12 protein-coding genes are annotated in these 19,069 nt (G+C 54.7%); 5 read left to right on the top strand and 7 right to left on the bottom strand.

What is annotated here, in order from left to right:
- Positions 1-2: 2 nt before the first annotated feature.
- The 5 genes from KKH3_RS19570 to KKH3_RS19550 form a co-directional block, all read right to left on the bottom strand.
- On the bottom strand, positions 3-4,358 hold the full coding sequence (locus KKH3_RS19570; protein WP_072034574.1) for a DNA/RNA non-specific endonuclease: 4,356 nt from the start codon (positions 4,356-4,358) through the stop codon (positions 3-5).
- Positions 4,359-4,369: 11 nt separating this feature from the next.
- Positions 4,370-4,777 (bottom strand): DUF1795 domain-containing protein, encoded by a 408-nt coding sequence (locus KKH3_RS19565; RefSeq protein WP_039363549.1) that lies wholly within the window; start codon positions 4,775-4,777, stop codon positions 4,370-4,372.
- An 8-nt stretch (positions 4,778-4,785) separates the two neighbouring features.
- Positions 4,786-6,639: a type VI secretion system Vgr family protein gene (locus KKH3_RS19560; RefSeq protein WP_039363548.1), complete on the bottom strand. Its 1,854-nt coding sequence runs from the start codon at positions 6,637-6,639 to the stop codon at positions 4,786-4,788.
- A gap of 90 nt (positions 6,640-6,729) precedes the next feature.
- Positions 6,730-7,248, bottom strand: a complete 519-nt coding sequence (locus tag KKH3_RS19555; RefSeq protein WP_039363547.1) for an Hcp family type VI secretion system effector — start codon at positions 7,246-7,248, stop codon at positions 6,730-6,732.
- A gap of 553 nt (positions 7,249-7,801) precedes the next feature.
- Positions 7,802-9,052, bottom strand: coding sequence for a valine--pyruvate transaminase (locus KKH3_RS19550; RefSeq protein ID WP_039363546.1), 1,251 nt, complete (start codon positions 9,050-9,052; stop codon positions 7,802-7,804).
- A gap of 392 nt (positions 9,053-9,444) precedes the next feature.
- Between KKH3_RS19550 and KKH3_RS19545 the strand changes: the two genes are divergently transcribed.
- The 3 genes from KKH3_RS19545 (at position 9,445) to ggt (ending at position 13,732) form a co-directional block, all read left to right on the top strand.
- Positions 9,445-10,653 carry an aldose 1-epimerase family protein gene (locus tag KKH3_RS19545; protein WP_039363545.1) on the top strand — a complete coding sequence of 403 codons (1,209 nt, stop codon included), beginning with the start codon at positions 9,445-9,447 and terminating at the stop codon, positions 10,651-10,653.
- Positions 10,654-10,815: 162 nt separating this feature from the next.
- Positions 10,816-11,727, top strand: a complete 912-nt coding sequence (locus KKH3_RS19540) for an EamA family transporter (protein WP_039363544.1) — start codon at positions 10,816-10,818, stop codon at positions 11,725-11,727.
- Positions 11,728-11,938: 211 nt separating this feature from the next.
- The gene (gene ggt, locus KKH3_RS19535) at positions 11,939-13,732 is read left to right on the top strand and encodes a gamma-glutamyltransferase (RefSeq protein WP_052201393.1); all 1,794 of its coding nucleotides are present in this window, start codon (positions 11,939-11,941) and stop codon (positions 13,730-13,732) included.
- Positions 13,733-13,818: 86 nt separating this feature from the next.
- Here ggt and KKH3_RS19530 read toward each other — a convergent pair whose 3' ends face one another.
- Both KKH3_RS19530 and eat read right to left on the bottom strand, forming a co-directional pair.
- The gene (locus KKH3_RS19530) at positions 13,819-15,162 is read right to left on the bottom strand and encodes an aspartate aminotransferase family protein (RefSeq protein WP_039363543.1); all 1,344 of its coding nucleotides are present in this window, start codon (positions 15,160-15,162) and stop codon (positions 13,819-13,821) included.
- A gap of 33 nt (positions 15,163-15,195) precedes the next feature.
- Complete coding sequence (gene eat / locus KKH3_RS19525) at positions 15,196-16,557, bottom strand: ethanolamine permease (protein ID WP_039364365.1); 1,362 nt, start codon at positions 16,555-16,557, stop codon at positions 15,196-15,198.
- A gap of 257 nt (positions 16,558-16,814) precedes the next feature.
- Here eat and KKH3_RS19520 point away from each other — a divergent pair, with 257 nt between their 5' ends.
- Entirely contained in the window at positions 16,815-17,822 is a 1,008-nt protein-coding gene (locus tag KKH3_RS19520) for a phosphotransferase enzyme family protein (protein WP_039364363.1), read from the top strand.
- A 158-nt stretch (positions 17,823-17,980) separates the two neighbouring features.
- The gene (qhpR, locus tag KKH3_RS19515) at positions 17,981-19,039 is read left to right on the top strand and encodes an AraC-like transcriptional regulator QhpR (protein WP_039363541.1); all 1,059 of its coding nucleotides are present in this window, start codon (positions 17,981-17,983) and stop codon (positions 19,037-19,039) included.
- Positions 19,040-19,069: the final 30 nt, after the last annotated feature.

The following is a 19,069-nucleotide window of genomic DNA, read 5'->3' as shown; positions in this document are numbered from 1 at the left end:
ATTTACATTCCTGGAGGATTAAGAAGAGTAACGCTTTCAAAGAAGCCGCCACTACCTTGAGCATTCATTGTTATACCCGCTGGTATTCTAGAAGGACCTTTATAGATAGGCGTTACCGATACATCAACTATTTCCCCTCGTTCTAACGCTTTTCTTATACGTCCTTCGATACTGCTCATATCTGGGGTATTCACTGGACGATGTTGAATAGTAACCAAATTACGCACATCATCGCCCGAACCGCCCAATTGCCGCCCCAACAAATGTCCACGAGCACGATTAGAACCTGCTCCTGTAATAAATCCAGGTGGCTGGATAGCAGGATTAGCGTGCGTACCTGTATTTATATAGCTTGAATCTAAGCGAGCTTTTACACCAGTTGGGCGACCTAGGTGATCTAGTTCACCGTATCGTATATTACAGCCAGCCAACCCAAACGGATCGATCCATGTAAGCGGATTCTGTACATACCCGTAATTGTTATCACCCCCCAACACCCCTATCGGGTCAGGCGAGACATAACATCCACCGGCAGGGTCGTAGTACCGAAAACGGTTATAACATAGCCCGCTTTCTGTGTCACGGTACTGTCCGGCAAAGGCAAGGCCCGGGTCGGCAGGGTCTTCAGCAGAGCCTGGTCGCTGCCCCCAGAGGGTGCTTTTCGGTGCCTGCCAGCGTAGGGTGCCGTCGGGTCGGTACAGGGCCTGAGGTTCACCGTTCTGGCTGCTGGTGACAAAATCGGTTTCCCAGCGTCCGTGGTTATTCTGCCGCTGCTGAACCAGCAACTCCCAGCCGTTGTGTACCCAGTGGCGGCGGGCAACGCGTTCACCGTTGCGATAATGCCGCACCTCGGCTATCTGGTCGCCGTCCCACAGGTAGCGGATATCATCCAGCGTCTGCTCACAGCGTTTGCTGGTGCGCCGCCCGAACGGGTCGTAGCGGTAGAACCAGCGTTCGCCCGCCGGGGTGTCGACAACCCGGAGCTGGTTACGGCTGTCCCAGCGGTAGTGCCAGACCTGGGGGCGATAGCCTGGCTGCACCACCTGCTTGCGTATCAGCCGTCCGGCTTTGTCGTACTGATAGTGAGTATCGTCGTGCTGAGTCAGCCTGCCCGCCTGCCATTCGGTGAGTCGGGAGGTATCCTGCGGCAGGCCGTTGCGGGTATAGCGATAGGCTTCGTCAGTTTCGACTGCGCGGCCTGCGCCACCGCTCAGGACGGACAGCACGCGCCCGGTGGCGTCCAGACGATAGCCTCGGGTTTCACGGTTATGGCGAACGCCAGCCAGATTGCCCACGCCGTCGTACAGGTATTCCCTTGTCTGTGTGGCATGCAGACGACCATCCTGCTGCTGACCGCTCATCTCGCGCGTCAGCCAGCCCATCACGTCATATTCCCGGTGCTGGGCGAACGCCCCGCCTGAACGGGAAGATTCCCGTCCGGCGGCATCATGGGCAAGGGTGAGCTCCGCGCCGTCCGGCAACTGCACCTGTTGCAGTTCACCCGCGGCGCTGTAAGCAAAGGTGCTGATCAGGGCATCATCGCTCTGGTCTTCCCAGGCCAGCGTGCGTGCCACAGTGCGTGCGGTATCATCAAACTGCCGGGTAAGCAGGGTGCCGTTCAGCCACTCCCGCACCACCCGGTCACGGAGGTCATACTCCAGTTGGATATGACTGGTTGCGGAGGTGACTTCGACTAGCCTGCCTGCGGCGTCATAGCGATAATGAAGGGTATCGTCCGGTGCGGTTTCTTTGATGAGCAGCCCGCGTCCGTCATACAGGAAGTGGCGGATTTCGCCTTCGGCATTGCGGATGGCGATGCAGTTGCCGTCTTCGTCATAGCTGTAGTGGGTGTCGGTGCCCGCCATATCCCGTTCGCGGATAACCCGCGCGTCGGCATCCAGCCACCATTGCCAGCGACTGCCGTCCGGGGCGATAACGGCGACCAACTGCTGGCTCTCTTTGTCGTACTCGTAACGCCAGGTGCGATCTTGTGCATCCGTCCGCGAGGTGAGCAGGTCAAAGGAGCCGTAGCTCTGGCGCCACAGTGCCCCGTTGCCGTCCACATAGCTCAGCAGATTGTTATGCTTGTCGTACTGACGCTTTTCCTCTTTCTCATCGGGGCGTATCAGTTGCTCCGGCAGTTTCCAGCTCGCACGGCGATAGCCCAGCCGGTATTGCGCGCCGTCCGGCCGCTGCCACTGCACGACTCTGTCCTGCTGGTCATAGCGCAACTGCTGGGTACGCCCCAGCGCATCGCTGGCACTTAGCAACCGTTGGCGGTGATCGTAACGCAGCCGTGCCTGAACCTCGCCCGCCTGATCGCTCACCTGCGTCAGAAGGCCGTGGCGGTTCCAGGTAAATCGTACTTCGCGGGTATCCGGCCCCGTGAGTTTCTCCGGATTGCCAGCCTCATCGAACGCCCATTGCCAGATGCGCCCCAGCGGATCGGTGATACCGCATAACCGCTGCGCGTCGTCGTAGTCATAGGCCCAGGCATGACCGCTGCCGTCGGTGAATGCGCTCACCAGTCCACTGTCGTCCAGATAGGTGAACTCAATCACCCGGCCTGCTGGGGAAATCTCACGCAGCAGGTTGCCGTGGTCGTCGTAATCGTAGCGGGTGACGTGCCCTAACGGGGATTTTTCCCAGCTCATCAGGTGCAGGTGATTGAAGCCAAATTCGCTGCGCTGACCTAATCCGTCGGTCATGACTACGCGATCGTCGAGATACTCAAAATGCGCGGTCAGATAGCCGTCGGCACAGGTGGTGTAGATGCAACGACCCTGATGATCATAGTCGTAACTCGCCCAGGTCTGGTCGTTGTCATGCCAGCGCGTGAGTCGGTTTTCTTTGTCGTAGTCGTAGAGCAGATGATAGGCATGGGCAGCATCGGCCTCGACCAGTCGGCCCTGTTCATCCTGCCGGTATTCAGCCAGCAGGGTTTTCTGCCCGGTATCAATACTCTGTATCTGGTGCAGATACTCGCCTCGCCACACCAGCAGCAGTTCGATACCATCACTGTGGCGTACCTTGCGCAGATAGCCTTTTGGATCGCGGATCAGGGTAATGCGGTTGTCGTGCGGGTCATGTATCGAAGACAGAAGTAGCCGATCGCCCTGAGGCACATCGAATTCACGCCAGGTGAGGCTGTCACGATCCCATAGGCTAAAGCCCTTTGCCCGCCGGTACAGAGTAAAAGCGGGATAGAGCGGACAAAATACCGACTGCACATCCTGATGGAAGGTGAAATCGATGTCGTATCCCTGCGCCAGTGTGATGACGACGTGGGTATTCAGGCCATCGCGGCTGACCTGTGCCGTTTCGCTCCAGGTGTCATACCAGCCGTGTCCCAGCAGGCCGTCATGGGTAGCGGTGGAGCGGTAAGTGCGTTCAAAGAGCAGAGGGAGAGTTTGCCCAAGCTCAATATCCTGACGCATCTCGATCACATCCCCGCTGGGAATGTAGACCGGATCTTTTAGAAAACCCCGGGTCGCTTCCTTAAAGCGTGCCAAACCTTTGTTATTTTTAAATCCTTTGCTGGCACATCGAACCGCTCTCCGTAGCCCTACTGCTGTTCTCAACGCACCCATGCGGATGCCTTTGAGCACCGCGGTGGGACCACGTGTAAACAGCTTGCCGAGTCCTTTGAACATGCCCCGGCTGGGCGGAACCAGAAACTCTACCGCGATCAGTAGCGCTTTTTCCCACCAACTGAATTCGTCACTAATCTCCAGACAGGTTTGCTGACCGGATCCAAAAAAGACGGTGGATGCTCCTTCCTTGATGGTGGCGCCACAGACGGTTTTATCGTCGATACGTGCGGCCGGTGATCCATTGACGTAGACAGTTTCACTTCCTTGCGCAATCAACTGAGGCGAGTTGTGTTTGGTACAGGCGACCGTGTCAACTTCAGCGCGGGAAATCTTCTGCTTCTCCGCAAACACCGTATCTGAGCCTGAAGAAACCGGCCCAAACGGCGGGGATCCGCTGTCTACCATGGCGGAAACTTTGCTGGAGACGCTACTAATTAACCCCCCCAGCAGGCTGACGGCACCAAATCCCACCGCCAGTTTGACTGCCCCGACAACCAGTGCCGCCCCCATGCCACCCGTTCCGACAACGGCGACGGCAATGGCTCCTGCGACTGCCGCAGCGGCGGCAAAGGCTACCGCTGCCACAACCGCTCCTGCGATCGCTCCAGCCAGCGCGCCGAGAAAGCTTTTGTGCTTGATGGTTTTGCCCGGTGATGTCGGGGGTTTTCCCTGGCCCGGTTGAGGACGACCAGCAGGCGGCGTCGGGCCTTTGCCTGCGTGCATGGCACCGACGCGGGCAACACGGTTCAGAATGTCACTCAGCATGATGACTCCTTTCAGGTGGCAGCTTTAAATGTCTCGACCACCGCCAGCATTGCTGTCTTCTGCTCCGCACTGAGCTCGCCTGCTACGGTTACGGTAAACGTCATCAATAACTCACCGCGCACCTGCATCACGACAACCTGATGCATCGGCCCTTCCGGCGACCGCCAGGTATATTCCAGGCCGTGTGCGGGTTGCCCATCCAGCGTCAATGTCCAAATGCCGCGCTCTTCATACCCTTTCAGGTGTGCTGCAAACTGGCCTAACGTCTGCTGATAAACCGTCTCTGCTGTCAGACCGAAGTCAATTGGGGTACGGTTGACAACCAAATTGATGGCATCTCCCGGCAGAACAAAAACATGGAGTGATTCATCACGCCAATCAGCGGGGATAGCCAGCGTCCCTTCATTCATCTGATACATAGTCATCCTTAATTCAAATCGATACGGGTGCCGTTCAGCGTCAGGTTATTCCCGACGATCTCAATATCCCCGCTGTGCTTGATTGAGATATAGCCCGCACCCGTACCAATCTGAATGCTGCCATCTTCGGCGTGGATAAAGATATCGTTGGTTACCCTTAGCGTTTCGTTGTCTTCCACGACGGTGCTCCGGTTTTTCTTCACCACCACCGTTTGCTCCCCCTGGATCTCGGTAATCTGATCGGCAATGACGGAAACCGTTTGGTTCTGCTGCACGACGACCGTCTGATCGCGGCCAATGTTTTCGTTGTGATCCACATTCACCGATGTACTGCGGTTATTCAGCACCACGGTGTTCATGTCTTTCTGAGCATGGATAAACACTTCTTCCTGACCGGCCTGATCCTCAAAGCGCAGTTCGTTGAACCCTGCGCCTTTGTGGGTTGATGTGCGGATTGAGGTGCGCGTCTTGTTAGCAGGAAGCGGGTAGGGCGATGGATTGGTGGCGTGAAAGGTTCTGCCCGTCACGATCGGTTGGTCTGGGTCGCCTTCGAGGAAACTCACAATGACTTCATGGCCTATGCGTGGGATGGCGATCAGGCCGTATTGACCACCGGCCCAACCTTGGCTGACGCGAACCCAGCAGGAGCTCTGGTCATCGCTCGCGCCGTAGCGGTCCCACGGGAATTGTAATTTTACCCGGCCGTATTGGTCGCAGTAGATCTCTTCACCCGCCGGGCCGACGACGGTGGCGATTTGTGGACCGTCTACCATCGGCTTGTACGGCAGATCAGCACGCCAGGTGGTGCTGGCCTTCACGACCTCGAAGCTGTTGCTGTAGGTGGTCGGTTCGCCGCCGCTTTCTTCTTCCAGCGCCTGCGGCTGCTGCCCGCTGTGGGTGATGGCAACCAGTTGCCAGGCGATATTGAGTGCCAGATTGGGGTGTTCGGTTAAGGTAAAACTGCTGCCCGGCATCAGTTCAGCAGCATTGGATTCGCCCGATCCGGTCATCGCCCCCGCTCGCAGCGCGTCCAGTCGATAGCCGGTAAATGCCTTGCCGCTTGGATCTTGTTTAAAACGGCCGGGGTAGTCGAAGTGCTGATAGCTTTCGCGCTGGTGTTCCAGTTCACCGCTTATCTTCTGGTGCAGCAGGCCATAAGCTGGCGTCTTGAAGCTGTAATCCTTTAGCGCCACCTCGGCAGTACTCACCGCCTCGGCATAGCGGAAACGGTGGACGTATGCGCCTTCACTCAGCCCCTGTGTCGCCAGGTTGAAAAACAGCTCAGGTCCTTTTGCCAACGCGCCTGCATCGTCGGCAAAGACGACACGGTGTTTGCCTTCCTCAAACTCATGGAAGAAGAATAGGCCTTCTTCGGCGGCCAGTCGGGTAATAAAGGCTAAATCGCTTTCACGGTACTGCACGCAGTATTCTCGCACCGCGTGTTCGTTACGCAGCGCAAAGGCATAGTCGGTGATTCCTGCTTCTTCTAGCAGTGCGCCGATAATTGCCTCTGGCTTCTGTGCCTGAAAGATGCGGGCGTTGGTGCGTAGCCCCAAACGCCACAGCGCCGGACGGATTTCCGCCTGATAACGCGTGCGGCGAAAGCCGGTGTCACCCTGTGCGAACGCGCTGACAATACCGCTCACTCGTCTTTGGAGTTCGCCTTCGTACCACACCAGGAGTTCGCAGGGCTGGTCGAGAACAGCACCAAAATCGATCCCCGGTAAGGGGCTGGCCAGATTCAGCGACAGGGCAAACGGCTGGTTAAGCGCCTCGCTGAGCTGAAAATCCACTACGGAAAAGGTTGATGCAGGCAATGCGCCGACCTTAACGGTGAACTGTAATCCTGTACTGTTTGCCATCCGTCCTCCTGATGCTGTCATCCACACTCAGGCATGGCGTGGGCCATGGCTCAATGCAGAAAACCCGGGCATGCCCGGGTTAAATAGCTATTACGCTTCGACCGGCGCACGCCAGTCATCGGAACCAGAAGTCCCGGCAACGGTGTGTTCCCAGTCGATTTTGCGGTAGGCCAGTGACACTTCAATCAGTTGGGTGTAGTCCAGCTTCGCGGGATCCTGGCAGTGTGGCATCTGGCAGTTAACGTCAACGATGGTGGCATCGGTCAGGATGGTAGAGAAGAAGTGCTCTTGCTTACCTTCAACCGACGTGCGGTACCATTTCAAGGTCACGGTCGGCAGCATTTCACCAGACGCCAGGGCGTTGTACATCAGCGGAACGGCTTTGTTCAGCGCGACGGTGAATTTGAACGGTTTGTGCACACGTTGGCCGGACGGCTGACCAGACTGTGGGTCAGTTGGTACGGTGACGATGTGTTTGAATTCCTGTACCAGCATTTCGTCTTCGTGGCCTTCCACATAGATGTTGCCGACAGAATCAGAAGTGAAAGCACCCGCGGTAATGTTGCCCTGAGTTTTACCTTCGATGCTGATATAGCATGGAGTTGGCATAGTCTTGCTCCTTGTTGTTGAACGAAATGAATTGTTAAACGGGGTTAGTACTTCGCCGTTCACATAGCAATTCATGTGCCATATTTTATGTATTTGTTTTATAGGGTAATTTTACTAATTCAAATTTTTACTAAGCAAAATCTGAGCAAGAAGTTGCGCAGACTTCGCGAATCGTTTGCAAAAATTGCGCAAAAAGTGATTTACACCAGAAAGTGAGCAAAAAGTTGCGCAGAATGCGCAGTTATTCTGAAAGTTTTAGTTAGTGTTAAGAGATTGCCGTCTTATTGGAATGAATTAACGATTAATTAGGAGTAAATGACTGTTATTACCGATTAAAAATGCAAAAAATAATTTTGATTATTATCGTTAGTCGCCTGATGTTGTGGAGGCGATGAGATGACAAAAAGTAGGTAAATAAGAGATAGGATCTGGCGCTGGCTTGGTATTGCCACCGCGCGTTGTGGGAAGCGGACGGCAAAATAAAAACGGTGGGGCAAGTGTGCCTGTACCCCAACCGTATTTCGTTTAATGACGCGTCTATTTTTGTGGCGAATTAGCCTTCCTGCATCGCTTTTTCCACTTCTTCCGCCAGAATCGCAATACCGCGTTCGATTTTTTCCGGCTCCGGCACATAATTCATGCGCATGCACTGGTGAGCGTGCGGCCAGTTCTGATCTAAGCCGGGGAAGAAATAGTGACCCGGCACCATGAGGACGCCGCGTTTTTTCAGGCGCTGGTACAGAATTTCTGTCGTGATAGGCAGATCCTTAAACCACAGCCACAGGAAGATCGCACCTTCCGGCTTATGAATCAGGCACTGTTCGGGTGATAGATAGCGGCGAATGATCGCGATGGTTTCCGTTACACGCTGCTGGTAGAACGGGCGGACGACGTCGTTAGATAAGCGCAGCAGATCGCCACGCTGAATCATCTCATGTGCCAGTGCCGGGCCGATTGCCCCCGGAGACAGGCTAATGATGCCGTTCATGTTGCCGATGGCGGAAATCACCTTTTCATCTGCAATGACGATACCGCAGCGTGAGCCAGGTAGACCTAGCTTGGACAGGCTCATACACAGGATGATGTTCGGGTTCCACAGCGGCGTCGCATCGCTGAAGATGATGCCGGGGAAAGGCACACCATAGGCGTTATCAATCAGCAGGGGAATGTTGTGCTGCTGCGCCAGAATATCCAGACGCATCAGCTCATCGTCGGTCAGCACGTTACCGGTTGGATTGGTCGGGCGAGATACGCAAACCAGCCCGATATCCTCAGTAATCGACAAGTTATCGAAATCGACGTGATATTTAAATTGCCCTTCGGGCAACAGCTCGATCTGAGGGCGAACGGAGACGAACATGTTGTCATCCAGCCCGGAATCCGAATAGCCGATATATTCTGGTGCCAGCGGGAACAGCACCTTTTTCAGGCTGCCATCGCTGTGGCGACCGGCAAACAGATTAAATAAGTAGAAAAACGCACTCTGGCTGCCATTTGTTAGTGCAATGTTCTGTGGTCCAATCTGCCAGCCTAATTCATTACTCAGCAGTTCGGCCAATGCATTAAGCAGTGTGTCCTTACCTTGCGGGCCGTCGTAGTTGCATAGCGCTTCCGTTAATTTCCCTTGTTCCAGCATATCCTGACACAGCTGTTTGAAGTAGCTATCCATCTCTGGGATGTGTGCCGGATTGCCGCCCCCCAGCATGATTGCGCCTGGCGTACGCAGCCCTTCGTTCAGATCGTCCATTAACTGAGTGATGCCAGCGTGGCGCGTGAATTTCTTGCCGAAAAGAGAAAAGTTCATAGTTTATTTATCAGTGGTCGTACACAGGTTAGCGGCAACCATAGCGCTTGCGCTGATAGGGTGCAATGTGGTGAAAAAACAGTCCGGTAATTTTTTATCTCGTTAAATTTGTATAATTTGGCATAAATTGCTGATGAACTCGTTGTCGGGAAAAAGGGGGTAGACAGCATGATTTATTTTGCTGAAACGATGTCAGCTTTTACCGATCAACATCTCAATAATTCTGTAAATATAGATGCCATTCATAATGAATTAGTGATGCTAATCGAATAAATAACGCAACAATGCCGAATTTTTTCATCTGGTGATAGTTATCACATTCTGACCATCCGCTGATTTGTAGTCTTTAGCTCGCATTAGCTAAAACAATTCAGCAAAAAGGGATGGTTAACATGAAAAAATTACTGGCTATAGGCATTACACTGGCGCTGACATCATGGCAACTCTCGGCGCAGACGTTTGTGCTGACAGATGCTGAAGGCAGTGTCGAAAAGGGAAACTGGCAAATTGGCAGTGATGCCCTGAAGATCAAAAATCAGCCTTTCAGCATTGAGCAAAAAGTCCTGCACGGCGGCCGTCAGGAAGGCAGTAAAGTGATCACGATTACCAGTCAGAACGGCCTGAAAATTGCCCTTAGCCCGACGCGAGGGATGAACTTGCTGCATGTAACAGGCAAAAACATCCGTCTAGGGTGGGATTCGCCGGTTGATGAGGTCGTAAACCCGAATACCATCAATCTGGAAAGCCGTAATGGATTGGGCTGGCTGGAAGGTTTCAATGAGATGATGGTGCGCTGCGGCTTCGAATGGACGGGTCACCCGGTCGTCAGCGATGGCATGATCTATACCTTGCATGGCCGTGCGGGCAACACACCTGCTTCAAAAGTGGTGGTGGAGGTCAGCGATACAGCGCCGCATACCATTACGGTACGGGGACTGCTCAAGGAAAACAGCTTCAAGAAGTCGAATCTGGAAACCTGGACTGAGCTGCGTTACGTCCCCGGCAGCGAGTCGTTTACCGTGCACGATGTGCTGACGAACAAAGCCGACTACCCGCGAGACTATCAAATTATCTACCACAGCAATTTCGGCACGCCGATTCTGGAAGAGGGTGCGCGTTTCATCGCACCAGTAAAAGAGATTTCTCCGTTCAATGACCACGCCAAAGCCGGTCTGGCAACCTGGCAAACCTATAAAGGGCCAACCAAAGACTTTGATGAAATGGTGTTTAACATTACGCCGTATACGGATGCACAGGGCAAAACGCTGGCGGCGCTGGTGAACAAGGCGGGAGATAAAGGCGTGTCGATCGCCTTTGATACCCATCAACTGCCGCTGCTGACGCTGTGGAAAAACACAGATACGGAGAAACAGGGTTACGTGACGGGCATCGAACCCGGTACTAACTACGCCTACCCGGTGACGATAGAGCGTGAACAAGGGCGGGTTAAAAAACTCCAACCCGGCCAGAGCACCACGTTTGAGCTGACGTACAGTCTGCTGAGTAGCGCTGACGCGGTACAGAAAACAGAACAGAAAGTGAAAGCCATTCAGGGCGATAATAAAATCACGCTGACGGAAAAACCCATCGCCGTCGAGTAATCGCTATCTTGCCGACTACGAATTCGGGTGGTCGGCTACCCCACATTATGGTCACGCTTAATCACTGTCACGTAACGTCATAATTATCTTTTCTTATCCGTTTTTTCATTTTGCGCGTACCTTGGGAAAGGTATTTGTTACGAATGTGATCAGGGGATAAGAATGTCGTTGAAAGATGCGCTGCTCGCGCTTTGTGTTGTGGTGTTATGGGGTGTGAACTTTGTGGTGATTAAAGTCGGGCTGAACGATATGCCGCCTTTTTTACTGGCGGGGCTACGTTTTTCGCTGGTGGCGCTCCCGGCTATTTTCTTTGTTCCTTTTCCGCGTATTCCCCTGAAATGGTTGCTCGCCTATGGCATGACAATCAGCTTCGGTCAGTTTGGCTTTCTGTTTCTCGCTATCAAGCTGGGCATGCCCGCGGGGATTGCTTCGCTGGTGTTGCAGGCTCAGGCTTTTTTTACGCTGCTGGTTGGCGCGGTTTTGCTGTCGGAAAAGCTGCGCTGGAATCACGTTGTCGGGATTCTGGTGGCGGCGCTAGGGATGGTGGTGCTGGCAGAAGGTCGTACGTCGTTGCAACTGTCATCGGGTATGACCGCCACCACGCTGCTGCTGACGCTGGCCGCGGCACTGTCATGGGCGTTGGGTAACATCACCAATAAAATCATCATGAGTAAAAACAGCGATGTACGCATCATGTCGCTAGTGGTGTGGGGTGCATTGGTGCCTGTCGTGCCATTTTTCATCAGTTCCTGGCTGTTCGAAGGTGTGGACGTGATTGTCCATAGTTTAACGACCATCCAACTGCCGACGATCTTGTCGTTGGTTTATCTGGCATTTGCGGCAACCATCATCGGTTATGGGATTTGGGGCAGCCTGCTGGCGCGTTATGAAACCTGGCGTGTGGCGCCCTTGTCACTGCTGGTGCCGGTGGTTGGATTGGTCAGTGCCGCCGTCTTTCTTGGGGAATCCCTCTCGCTATTACAGATTGTGGGTGCGGTACTGATTATGGTCGGCCTGCTGGTGAATGTGTTTGGTGCGCGGCTGCGTTTATGGCGACCCGTGCGGCAGCTGTGAGCCTTATGTTCCACAATGGGGCGTATTTATCGTGCAGTGTCGCAAAGATAAGCGGCTATTTTCGCAATTTCTCATGCCTTTTCTACGCTTCTTACTGCTGCTGGTGAATCCGCTAAGCTGTTGCCGTTTATTGGCGCGGACTTTGCAAGTTGGCTTCGCAAGAGAGTAGAGATACAGCAGCCAGTGAAATCAATGGGATAAAGGGGTCTTCATGAGGATAAGAAATACAATATTGGGAAGTACGGCATCGGGGAAATGGCTGTTGTCACTGAGTGTGGCGACGCTGCTGGTGAGTGGAACGGTACAGGCAGCGTCGGCTCCTGCGGTGGAAGCGAAAAACGGCATGGTGGTCAGCTCGCAGTATCTGGCTTCACAGATTGGCGTCGATATCATGAAGATGGGCGGGAATGCGATTGATGCTGCCGTGGCCGTGGGCTATGCACAGGCGGTGGTGAACCCCTGTTGTGGCAATATCGGCGGCGGTGGGTTTATGACGCTGCATCTGGCCGATGGAAAAGACACCTTTATCAATTTCCGTGAAACCGCACCAGCGGCGGCCAGCGCCGACATGTATCTGAACGCTGATGGGAGCGTGAAAAAAGACGCGAGCCTGTACGGCTATCTGGCCGCTGGCGTACCGGGAACGGTGCTGGGGCTGGATACCGCACTGCAAAAATACGGCAAATTGACGCGCGAGCAGGTGATGGCACCGGCGATTAAACTGGCGCGTGAAGGCTTTGAGCTTACGCGGGCAGACACCGATATTCTGGACACCACCGTCAAGCGCTTCAAAGCCGATCCTGAGGCGGCGCGCATTTTCCTGCGTCCTGACGGTAGTGCGTTACAGCCCGGCGATAAGCTGGTGCAAACCGATCTGGCGAATACGCTGGCGGCGATCGCCGCTAAAGGACCGGATGCCTTCTATAAGGGTACGATCCCACAGACGGTGGAGAAAGCGGCGAAGCAGGGCGGCGGAATGCTGACAGCGGCTGATTTTGCCAATTACCGCATTACCGAAACGGCACCGATAACCTGTAACTATCGCGGTTATCAATTTGTCTCTTCGCCACCGCCCAGCTCCGGTGGCGTCACGATGTGTGAAATCCTCAATATTGTCGAAGGTTACGACATTAAATCGACAGGCTTTAACTCGGCGGCCACCGTGCATGTGCTGACGGAAGCGATGCGTCACGCTTACATGGATCGCAATACCTACCTCGGCGACCCGGCGTTTGTGAGCAACCCCGTCGAGCGCCTGTTGAGCAAGGATTACGCTGCTGAAATTCGCAAACAAATCGAACCGGAGAACGCGACGCCGTCCAAAAACGTACAGCCGGGGATCGGTCCGCACGAGCGACCAGAAACGACGCACTACTCCATCGTGGATAATCAGGGCAATGCGGTGTCCACCACGTATACCGTCAACGGACGTTTTGGTTCGGTGGTGATTGCGCCGGGTACGGGCTTTTTCCTCAACAACGAAATGGATGATTTTACCGTTAAAGTGGGCGAGAAAAACTTGTACGGTTTGGTGCAAGGGGAGCGTAATTCGATCGCCCCCGGTAAGCGCCCACTTTCGTCCATGAGCCCGTCGCTGGTGACGAAAGACGGTAAAGTGTTCATGGTGCTCGGTTCACCCGGTGGTTCGCGCATTATCACCATCACGCTGCAAACGGCGCTGAATATTATTGACCACGGCATGGCGCCGCAGGAAGCGGTGGACGCACCACGTATCCATCATCAGTGGCTACCGGATGAGGTGTATTATGAACAGCGTGGGCTATCTGCCGATACGCTGAACCTGCTGAAGCAGCGCGGCTACAAGATGGTGGAACAGACGCCTTGGGGCGCAGCGGAGCTGATTCTGGTCGGTTTACCGGGCGCAGCGGGCGTCACGCCAGCGGATTCAGGCAATGACTCGGCAGTATCCGGCAAAGTGCGTGAAGGTTACCTGTACGGTGCAAATGATATCCGCCGCCCGGCCGGGGCAGCGATAGGGTATTAATGTAAATGAGCTTCAGGAGCCTGCTTCGGTAGGCTCCTGAGTTTTTCAGTTCATGCCATTACCTGTTAAATAGCTCGGATGCGAAATCAAGTGTGCGTCAGCGCCCCCAGGCAGTCATCCAGCGCGCCGACCAGCCAGTCGATATCTTGCGTCTGGAATGCCAGCGGCGGACGCAGTTTAAGCACGTTGCCATAAGGACCCGCCACGGACGTCAGTACACCACAGTCGCGTAGCGCTTCTGTCAGATTCAGTGCCAGCGTTTTATCCGGTGTTTTGTTCTCTCTGTCACTCACCAGCTCAAACCCGATGAATAACCCCGCACCGCGTACGTTGCCTACACAGGCGTATTTGTCTTGTAAGGTAGTCAGCTCCGCCAGGAGTTGTGCGCCTACGATGCGGCTGTGTTCCTGAAGCTGTTCATCATGGATCACTTTCAGTACCGCCTGTGCGGCGGCCATTGCGACTGGATTCCCGCCAAACGTGTTGAAGTAGGGGATTTGATCGCTAAAAGCGGCGAGCACCTCGCTCTTCGCTAGCAGACCGGAAACCGGAATACCATTGCCCATGGGTTTGCCGGTGGTGATGATGTCTGGCACCACGTCATGCCGCGCGAAGCCCCAGAAGCTATCACCGGTGCGTGCAAAACCGGGCTGCACTTCATCGGCGATGAAAATGCCGCCGTTGCGGTGGACGACATCAATAACGGGACGCAAAAAACCGCGTGGATTTGGGTGAACGCCATCGGAAGAAAAAATGGAATCAGCAAGAAACGCGGCAAATGTGATGCCGTGCGCCGCCATATCGTCGATCTGTCTCTGGATTTCATTCGCGAACCATATGCCCAGATCCGGTGTATTGACCCGATAGGTATCCGGTGGAGGGACCAGCCGCGTGGTCGCCGCCAGCGGCTGACCACTGCCCAATGCGGGTGACACACCTGAGGTCAGATCGCTGGTGCCGTGGTAGGCTTCACGAGTGACGATAACCCCAGTGCCGCCGCTCCAGGCGCGCGCCACGCGGATCGCCAGGTCGTTGGCTTCCGAACCGGTGCACATATACATGGCTCGGTTGATGGCGACGGGTGCGGTAGCAAGGAGTTGCTCCGAATAGTCCAGAATACGTTCATGCAGATAGCGGGTATGGGTGTTCAGCATCGTCATTTGTTGATGAACGGCATCGATCACTGCCGGGTGGCAGTGGCCGATGCTGGCGACGTTGTTATACACGTCGAGGTATTTTTTGCCGTCAGCGTCCCAGAGATATTGCCCTTCGCCGCGCACCAGATGAACCGGTTTACGGTAGAACAGCCGATAGGACTCGCCCAAGACCCGACTGCGTTTGTCGGTTAGCGTACGGATATCTGCGTTGAGTGCATCGGCATGCTCGGCGCGAAAACTGTTGGTATCCATGATGGTAGAACGCGTTGCCATAATCACTCCCGTTATAAAATGTGTTTTTCAGTGCTATTTGGCATCGGCGATAAGCGGTTCGAGTAGCGTTTCCCGACGGGTTTTAGTGGTCAGGAAATAGAGGTAGCCGAGTAGCATAAAGGTACAAAATATTGCGCCGATCATCGGGTTGAACCAGAGCATGGCTATCAGGCAGATGATGGCACAGACGAGGGCGAATGCAGGAACAATCGGGTAGCCGGGCGCGCGATAGCTGCGTGCCATATCGGGTGCGCTACGGCGCAGGCGGAACAGGCTGAGCATGCTCATGATGTACATGACGATGGCACCAAAAACCGCCATGGTTATCATGGCCGCCGTCAGGTTCATGCCCTGTAGGTTAATCCCGTCACAGAAAATAGCGGTAATCCCGATTGCGCCGCCAGCCAGAATGGCGCGGTGCGGTGTGTGAAAGCGGGACAGTTTGGCAAGCCCCGGTGGCAGATAGCCGGCACGCGCCAATGCGAAGAACTGGCGTGAGTAACCCAGAATAATGCCGTGGAAGCTGGCGATCAGGCCGAACAGGCCAATCCATACCAGCATGTGCATCCAGTTGGAGTTTTCGCCGACGATTATTTTCATCGCCTGTGGCAAGGGATCGTTGAGATCGGAGAGCTGACGCCAGTCGCCTACGCCACCGGCCATGAGCATCACACCAATCGCCAGCACTACCAGCGTCAGAATACCGCTCACATAGGCACGCGGGATGGTACGTTTGGGATCTTTAGCCTCTTCCGCCGCCATTGCTGCGCCTTCGATAGCGAGGAAAAACCAGATAGCGAACGGTATTGCCGCGAACATACCGGAAATCGCGCCGGGTGAAAATTCATTCTGTCCTGCCCAGCCGTGTGCCACGAAGTTGCTCAGGCTGAAGCCCGGTGCGACCACGCCCATGAATACCAGGAGTTCTATCACCGCCAGCAGCGTCACCACCAGCTCAAACATGGCTGCCAGCTTCACGCCAAGGATGTTCAGGCTCATGAAGATCAGGTACGCACCAACGGCCGCGAATTTGGGATTTAGTTCGGGATATTGCACGTTCAGATATGCGCCAATCGCCATCGAAATAGCCGGTGGGGCGAAAACAAATTCAATCAGCGTGGCCATGCCAGCAATCAACCCGCCCAGATCGCCAAACGCGAGTCGGCTGTAGGCAAAAGGGCCGCCCGCATGCGGGATCGCCGTGGTGAGTTCGGTAAAGCTAAAAATGAAACAGGTGTACATGGCGGCGATGAACAGTGTGGTGATCAAAAAACCCAACGTACCCGCAACGCCCCAACCATAGCTCCAGCCAAAATATTCACCAGAAATTACCAGTCCTACCGCAATGCCCCACAAATGCAGGGTGCCCAGTGTGGGCTTTAATTTGCTCGTCATCACATTATCCCCGTCAGTCTGCTCATGATTATTGGGGGCCGATACGGCAACCCCATTGGCTTGTGCAGCGATAATGCCCACGCTTTTCGCTTGAAAACTTGACGCTGGCGTACTGAATGCTGCGCGCTGAAGTCAACTTTTGTTGGTGACATCGCTCATGTGCTTTCTGGAGTCAAACAGGGGTTCTGGTGCGTCAAGTTTCTATGGGCGGCACACGCCATGCTGAGCGCTCATTGACTCGCGTCGGAGTGGTAACCATGAGTGCTAAACAATACGACACCTTAAGTAACGCAGAAATTACGGCGCTGGCGCATCGGGCGCTTGGCTATTATCCGGCAGCGTTGCAAGGGGATGTGCGGCTACTGTGCCGCTCGGAAAATGCGACGTTTCTTGTCTCGTCGGCAGGTAAGCGTTATGCCCTGCGGTTACACCGCAGCCATTATCATCAGAAAGCGGAGATTGAAAGCGAGTTACTGTGGCTGGACGCACTGCGTGAGACGGGGATTGTCGTTCCGGAAGCGCTACGCGATGCGACTGGGGAGCGCGTGCAGTCGCTAAGTCTTTCTGATGGTTCCTGTCGCTATGCCGTGCTGTTCCACTGGATTGACGGCGATATGCCGACCACCAGCGTCGATCCGCGTGCGTTTCGGCAACTGGGCGAAATCACCGCCCGTCTGCACCAGCACAGCCGTCACTGGCAAAAACCTGACGGTTTCCGGCGTATTGTCTGGGATCATCATACGATGGTGAGTGCGCAGAGCCACTGGGGGAACTGGCGCGATGCGCCAAATTTGTCGGTTGGCGAACACGATATTGTCGAAGAGGCGATTGCGCGTATGGGGGCAGAGATGGCGGCCTTTGGCAAAGCGCCGCATCGCTATGGGCTGATTCATGCTGACCTGCGCCTGACCAATCTGCTTTTGCATCGCGGCGAAACGCGAGTGATCGATTTTGACGACTGCGGTATGGGGTGGTATCTGCACGATTTGGCCGCAGCGATTAGTTTTGTGGAGCACCATCCGCGTGCGGCGGAGTGGGTTGAAAACTGGCTATGTGGCTACGAACGTGTGGCTCACGTCAGCGATGAGGAGCTGGCGTTGTTGCCGACGCTGCTGATCCAACGGCGTATCCAGCTTACCGCGTGGGTGGGATCACATGCAGAAACGGAAATGGCGCAAAGCCTCGGCTCTGACTGGGCAAAGCACAGTGTACGTCTGTGTCATCGTTATCTGGAAACCAGTGATTTGCCGATTGGTGTGGTCTGAATGCACCACGGACGGGCAGCTTGTGCCACTTTAATGCCCGTCCGCTTTAATGGGATCTTTATAACTCTTTGATTTCACGGTAGTACGGACTGGTATGAAACTTGCTGATCGTTTTATTGCCCGTTGGCGGGCAGAGTGATACGGCGAGGTGACAGGCAATGGAAAACGTGACGTACTCTTCGGCGCTGAATGCGGCGTTCTCCTGCAACCGCGGTGTTTTGGCGGCGGCGGCAACCGGGCTCGGCGACTTTATTCACGATAACGGCGGTGATGCCGATCGTATCTTCGGCATCAGCGGTGTCGATCCCGAGCAACTCGCCAGTCCGACGCTCAGTTTGGGGCTGGTGAACTACTGTCGAGTGATGGAGGAAGCCGCGCGTAACTCGGGTGTTGATAATTTCGGTTTACACTACGGTAAGCAGTTTAAACCGCAGTCATTAGGCCTGATCGGTTATATCGGTTTATGTTCGGACACGCTGGAGCAGGCGCTGCACAACGTGGTGAAGGCATTTCCCTGCCATCAACACGATACGCTGACGCGCATGGTGGATAAAGGCGACTGCTGGCGGCTGGACTATCAGGTGCGGCACGGCGCCATTTTACATCGCCGTCAGGATGCCGAACTGACGCTCGGCATGTTTCTGAACCTGATTCGCCACGTTCTGGGCAGGCATTGGGCGCCACGCGAAGTACATTTTGAGCATCCGCGTCCTGAAATGTGGCATGAGCACTGTAAGGTGTTCGACGCACCGGTTTATTTCGATCAACCCTACAATTCCCTGCTGATTCCCAAACATCAGTTGGTTCGTACCATGCCGGAACGTGATATGACGCTGCTGTTGGTGATGCAAGATGCCATTCGCCGCCTGAACGAGACATCGCCACAGCAAAGTATTGTCGATCAGGTACGTACGCAGGTTCATCTGTTATTGATGCAGAAAGAGCCGACGCTGGAAGAGGTGGCAGAAAAAGTGGGGTTATCTAGTTGGTCGCTTCAGCGCCGCCTGCGGGAGGAAGGGCTGAGTTTTTCACTGTTGGTAGACAAGCTGCGTTGTGAAATGGCGACGCACTATCTCCAACAGAAACAACTGCCGATTTCGGAAATGGCGCTGTTGCTCGGTTATTCCGAAGTGAGCGCCTTTTCCCGGGCATTCCGTCGCTGGTTTGGCATCAGCCCTCGTCAGTGGCGTAAAGGCGGGAGCGTTAAGTTATCCTGAGCTCGTTATTTACGTATCATATTCGTCACC

The sequence above is a fragment of the Pectobacterium actinidiae genome (assembly GCF_000803315.1).
Classification (GTDB): Bacteria; Pseudomonadota; Gammaproteobacteria; order Enterobacterales; family Enterobacteriaceae; genus Pectobacterium; species Pectobacterium actinidiae.
Note: the sequence above shows the minus strand (reverse complement) of the source record. Positions and strands in the feature narration are given on the sequence as shown.

Coding starts and splice junctions, on each gene's coding strand:
- KKH3_RS19565 (WP_039363549.1), bottom strand. CDS start 4,777: ATGTATCAGATGAATGAAGGGACGCTGGCTATCCCCGCTGATTGGCGT.
- KKH3_RS19520 (WP_039364363.1), top strand. CDS start 16,815: ATGAGTGCTAAACAATACGACACCTTAAGTAACGCAGAAATTACGGCG.
- KKH3_RS19555 (WP_039363547.1), bottom strand. CDS start 7,248: ATGCCAACTCCATGCTATATCAGCATCGAAGGTAAAACTCAGGGCAAC.
- KKH3_RS19545 (WP_039363545.1), top strand. CDS start 9,445: ATGAAAAAATTACTGGCTATAGGCATTACACTGGCGCTGACATCATGG.
- eat (WP_039364365.1), bottom strand. CDS start 16,557: ATGACGAGCAAATTAAAGCCCACACTGGGCACCCTGCATTTGTGGGGC.
- KKH3_RS19550 (WP_039363546.1), bottom strand. CDS start 9,052: ATGAACTTTTCTCTTTTCGGCAAGAAATTCACGCGCCACGCTGGCATC.
- qhpR (WP_039363541.1), top strand. CDS start 17,981: ATGGAAAACGTGACGTACTCTTCGGCGCTGAATGCGGCGTTCTCCTGC.
- KKH3_RS19560 (WP_039363548.1), bottom strand. CDS start 6,639: ATGGCAAACAGTACAGGATTACAGTTCACCGTTAAGGTCGGCGCATTG.
- ggt (WP_052201393.1), top strand. CDS start 11,939: ATGAGGATAAGAAATACAATATTGGGAAGTACGGCATCGGGGAAATGG.
- KKH3_RS19530 (WP_039363543.1), bottom strand. CDS start 15,162: ATGGCAACGCGTTCTACCATCATGGATACCAACAGTTTTCGCGCCGAG.
- KKH3_RS19570 (WP_072034574.1), bottom strand. CDS start 4,358: ATGCTGAGTGACATTCTGAACCGTGTTGCCCGCGTCGGTGCCATGCAC.
- KKH3_RS19540 (WP_039363544.1), top strand. CDS start 10,816: ATGTCGTTGAAAGATGCGCTGCTCGCGCTTTGTGTTGTGGTGTTATGG.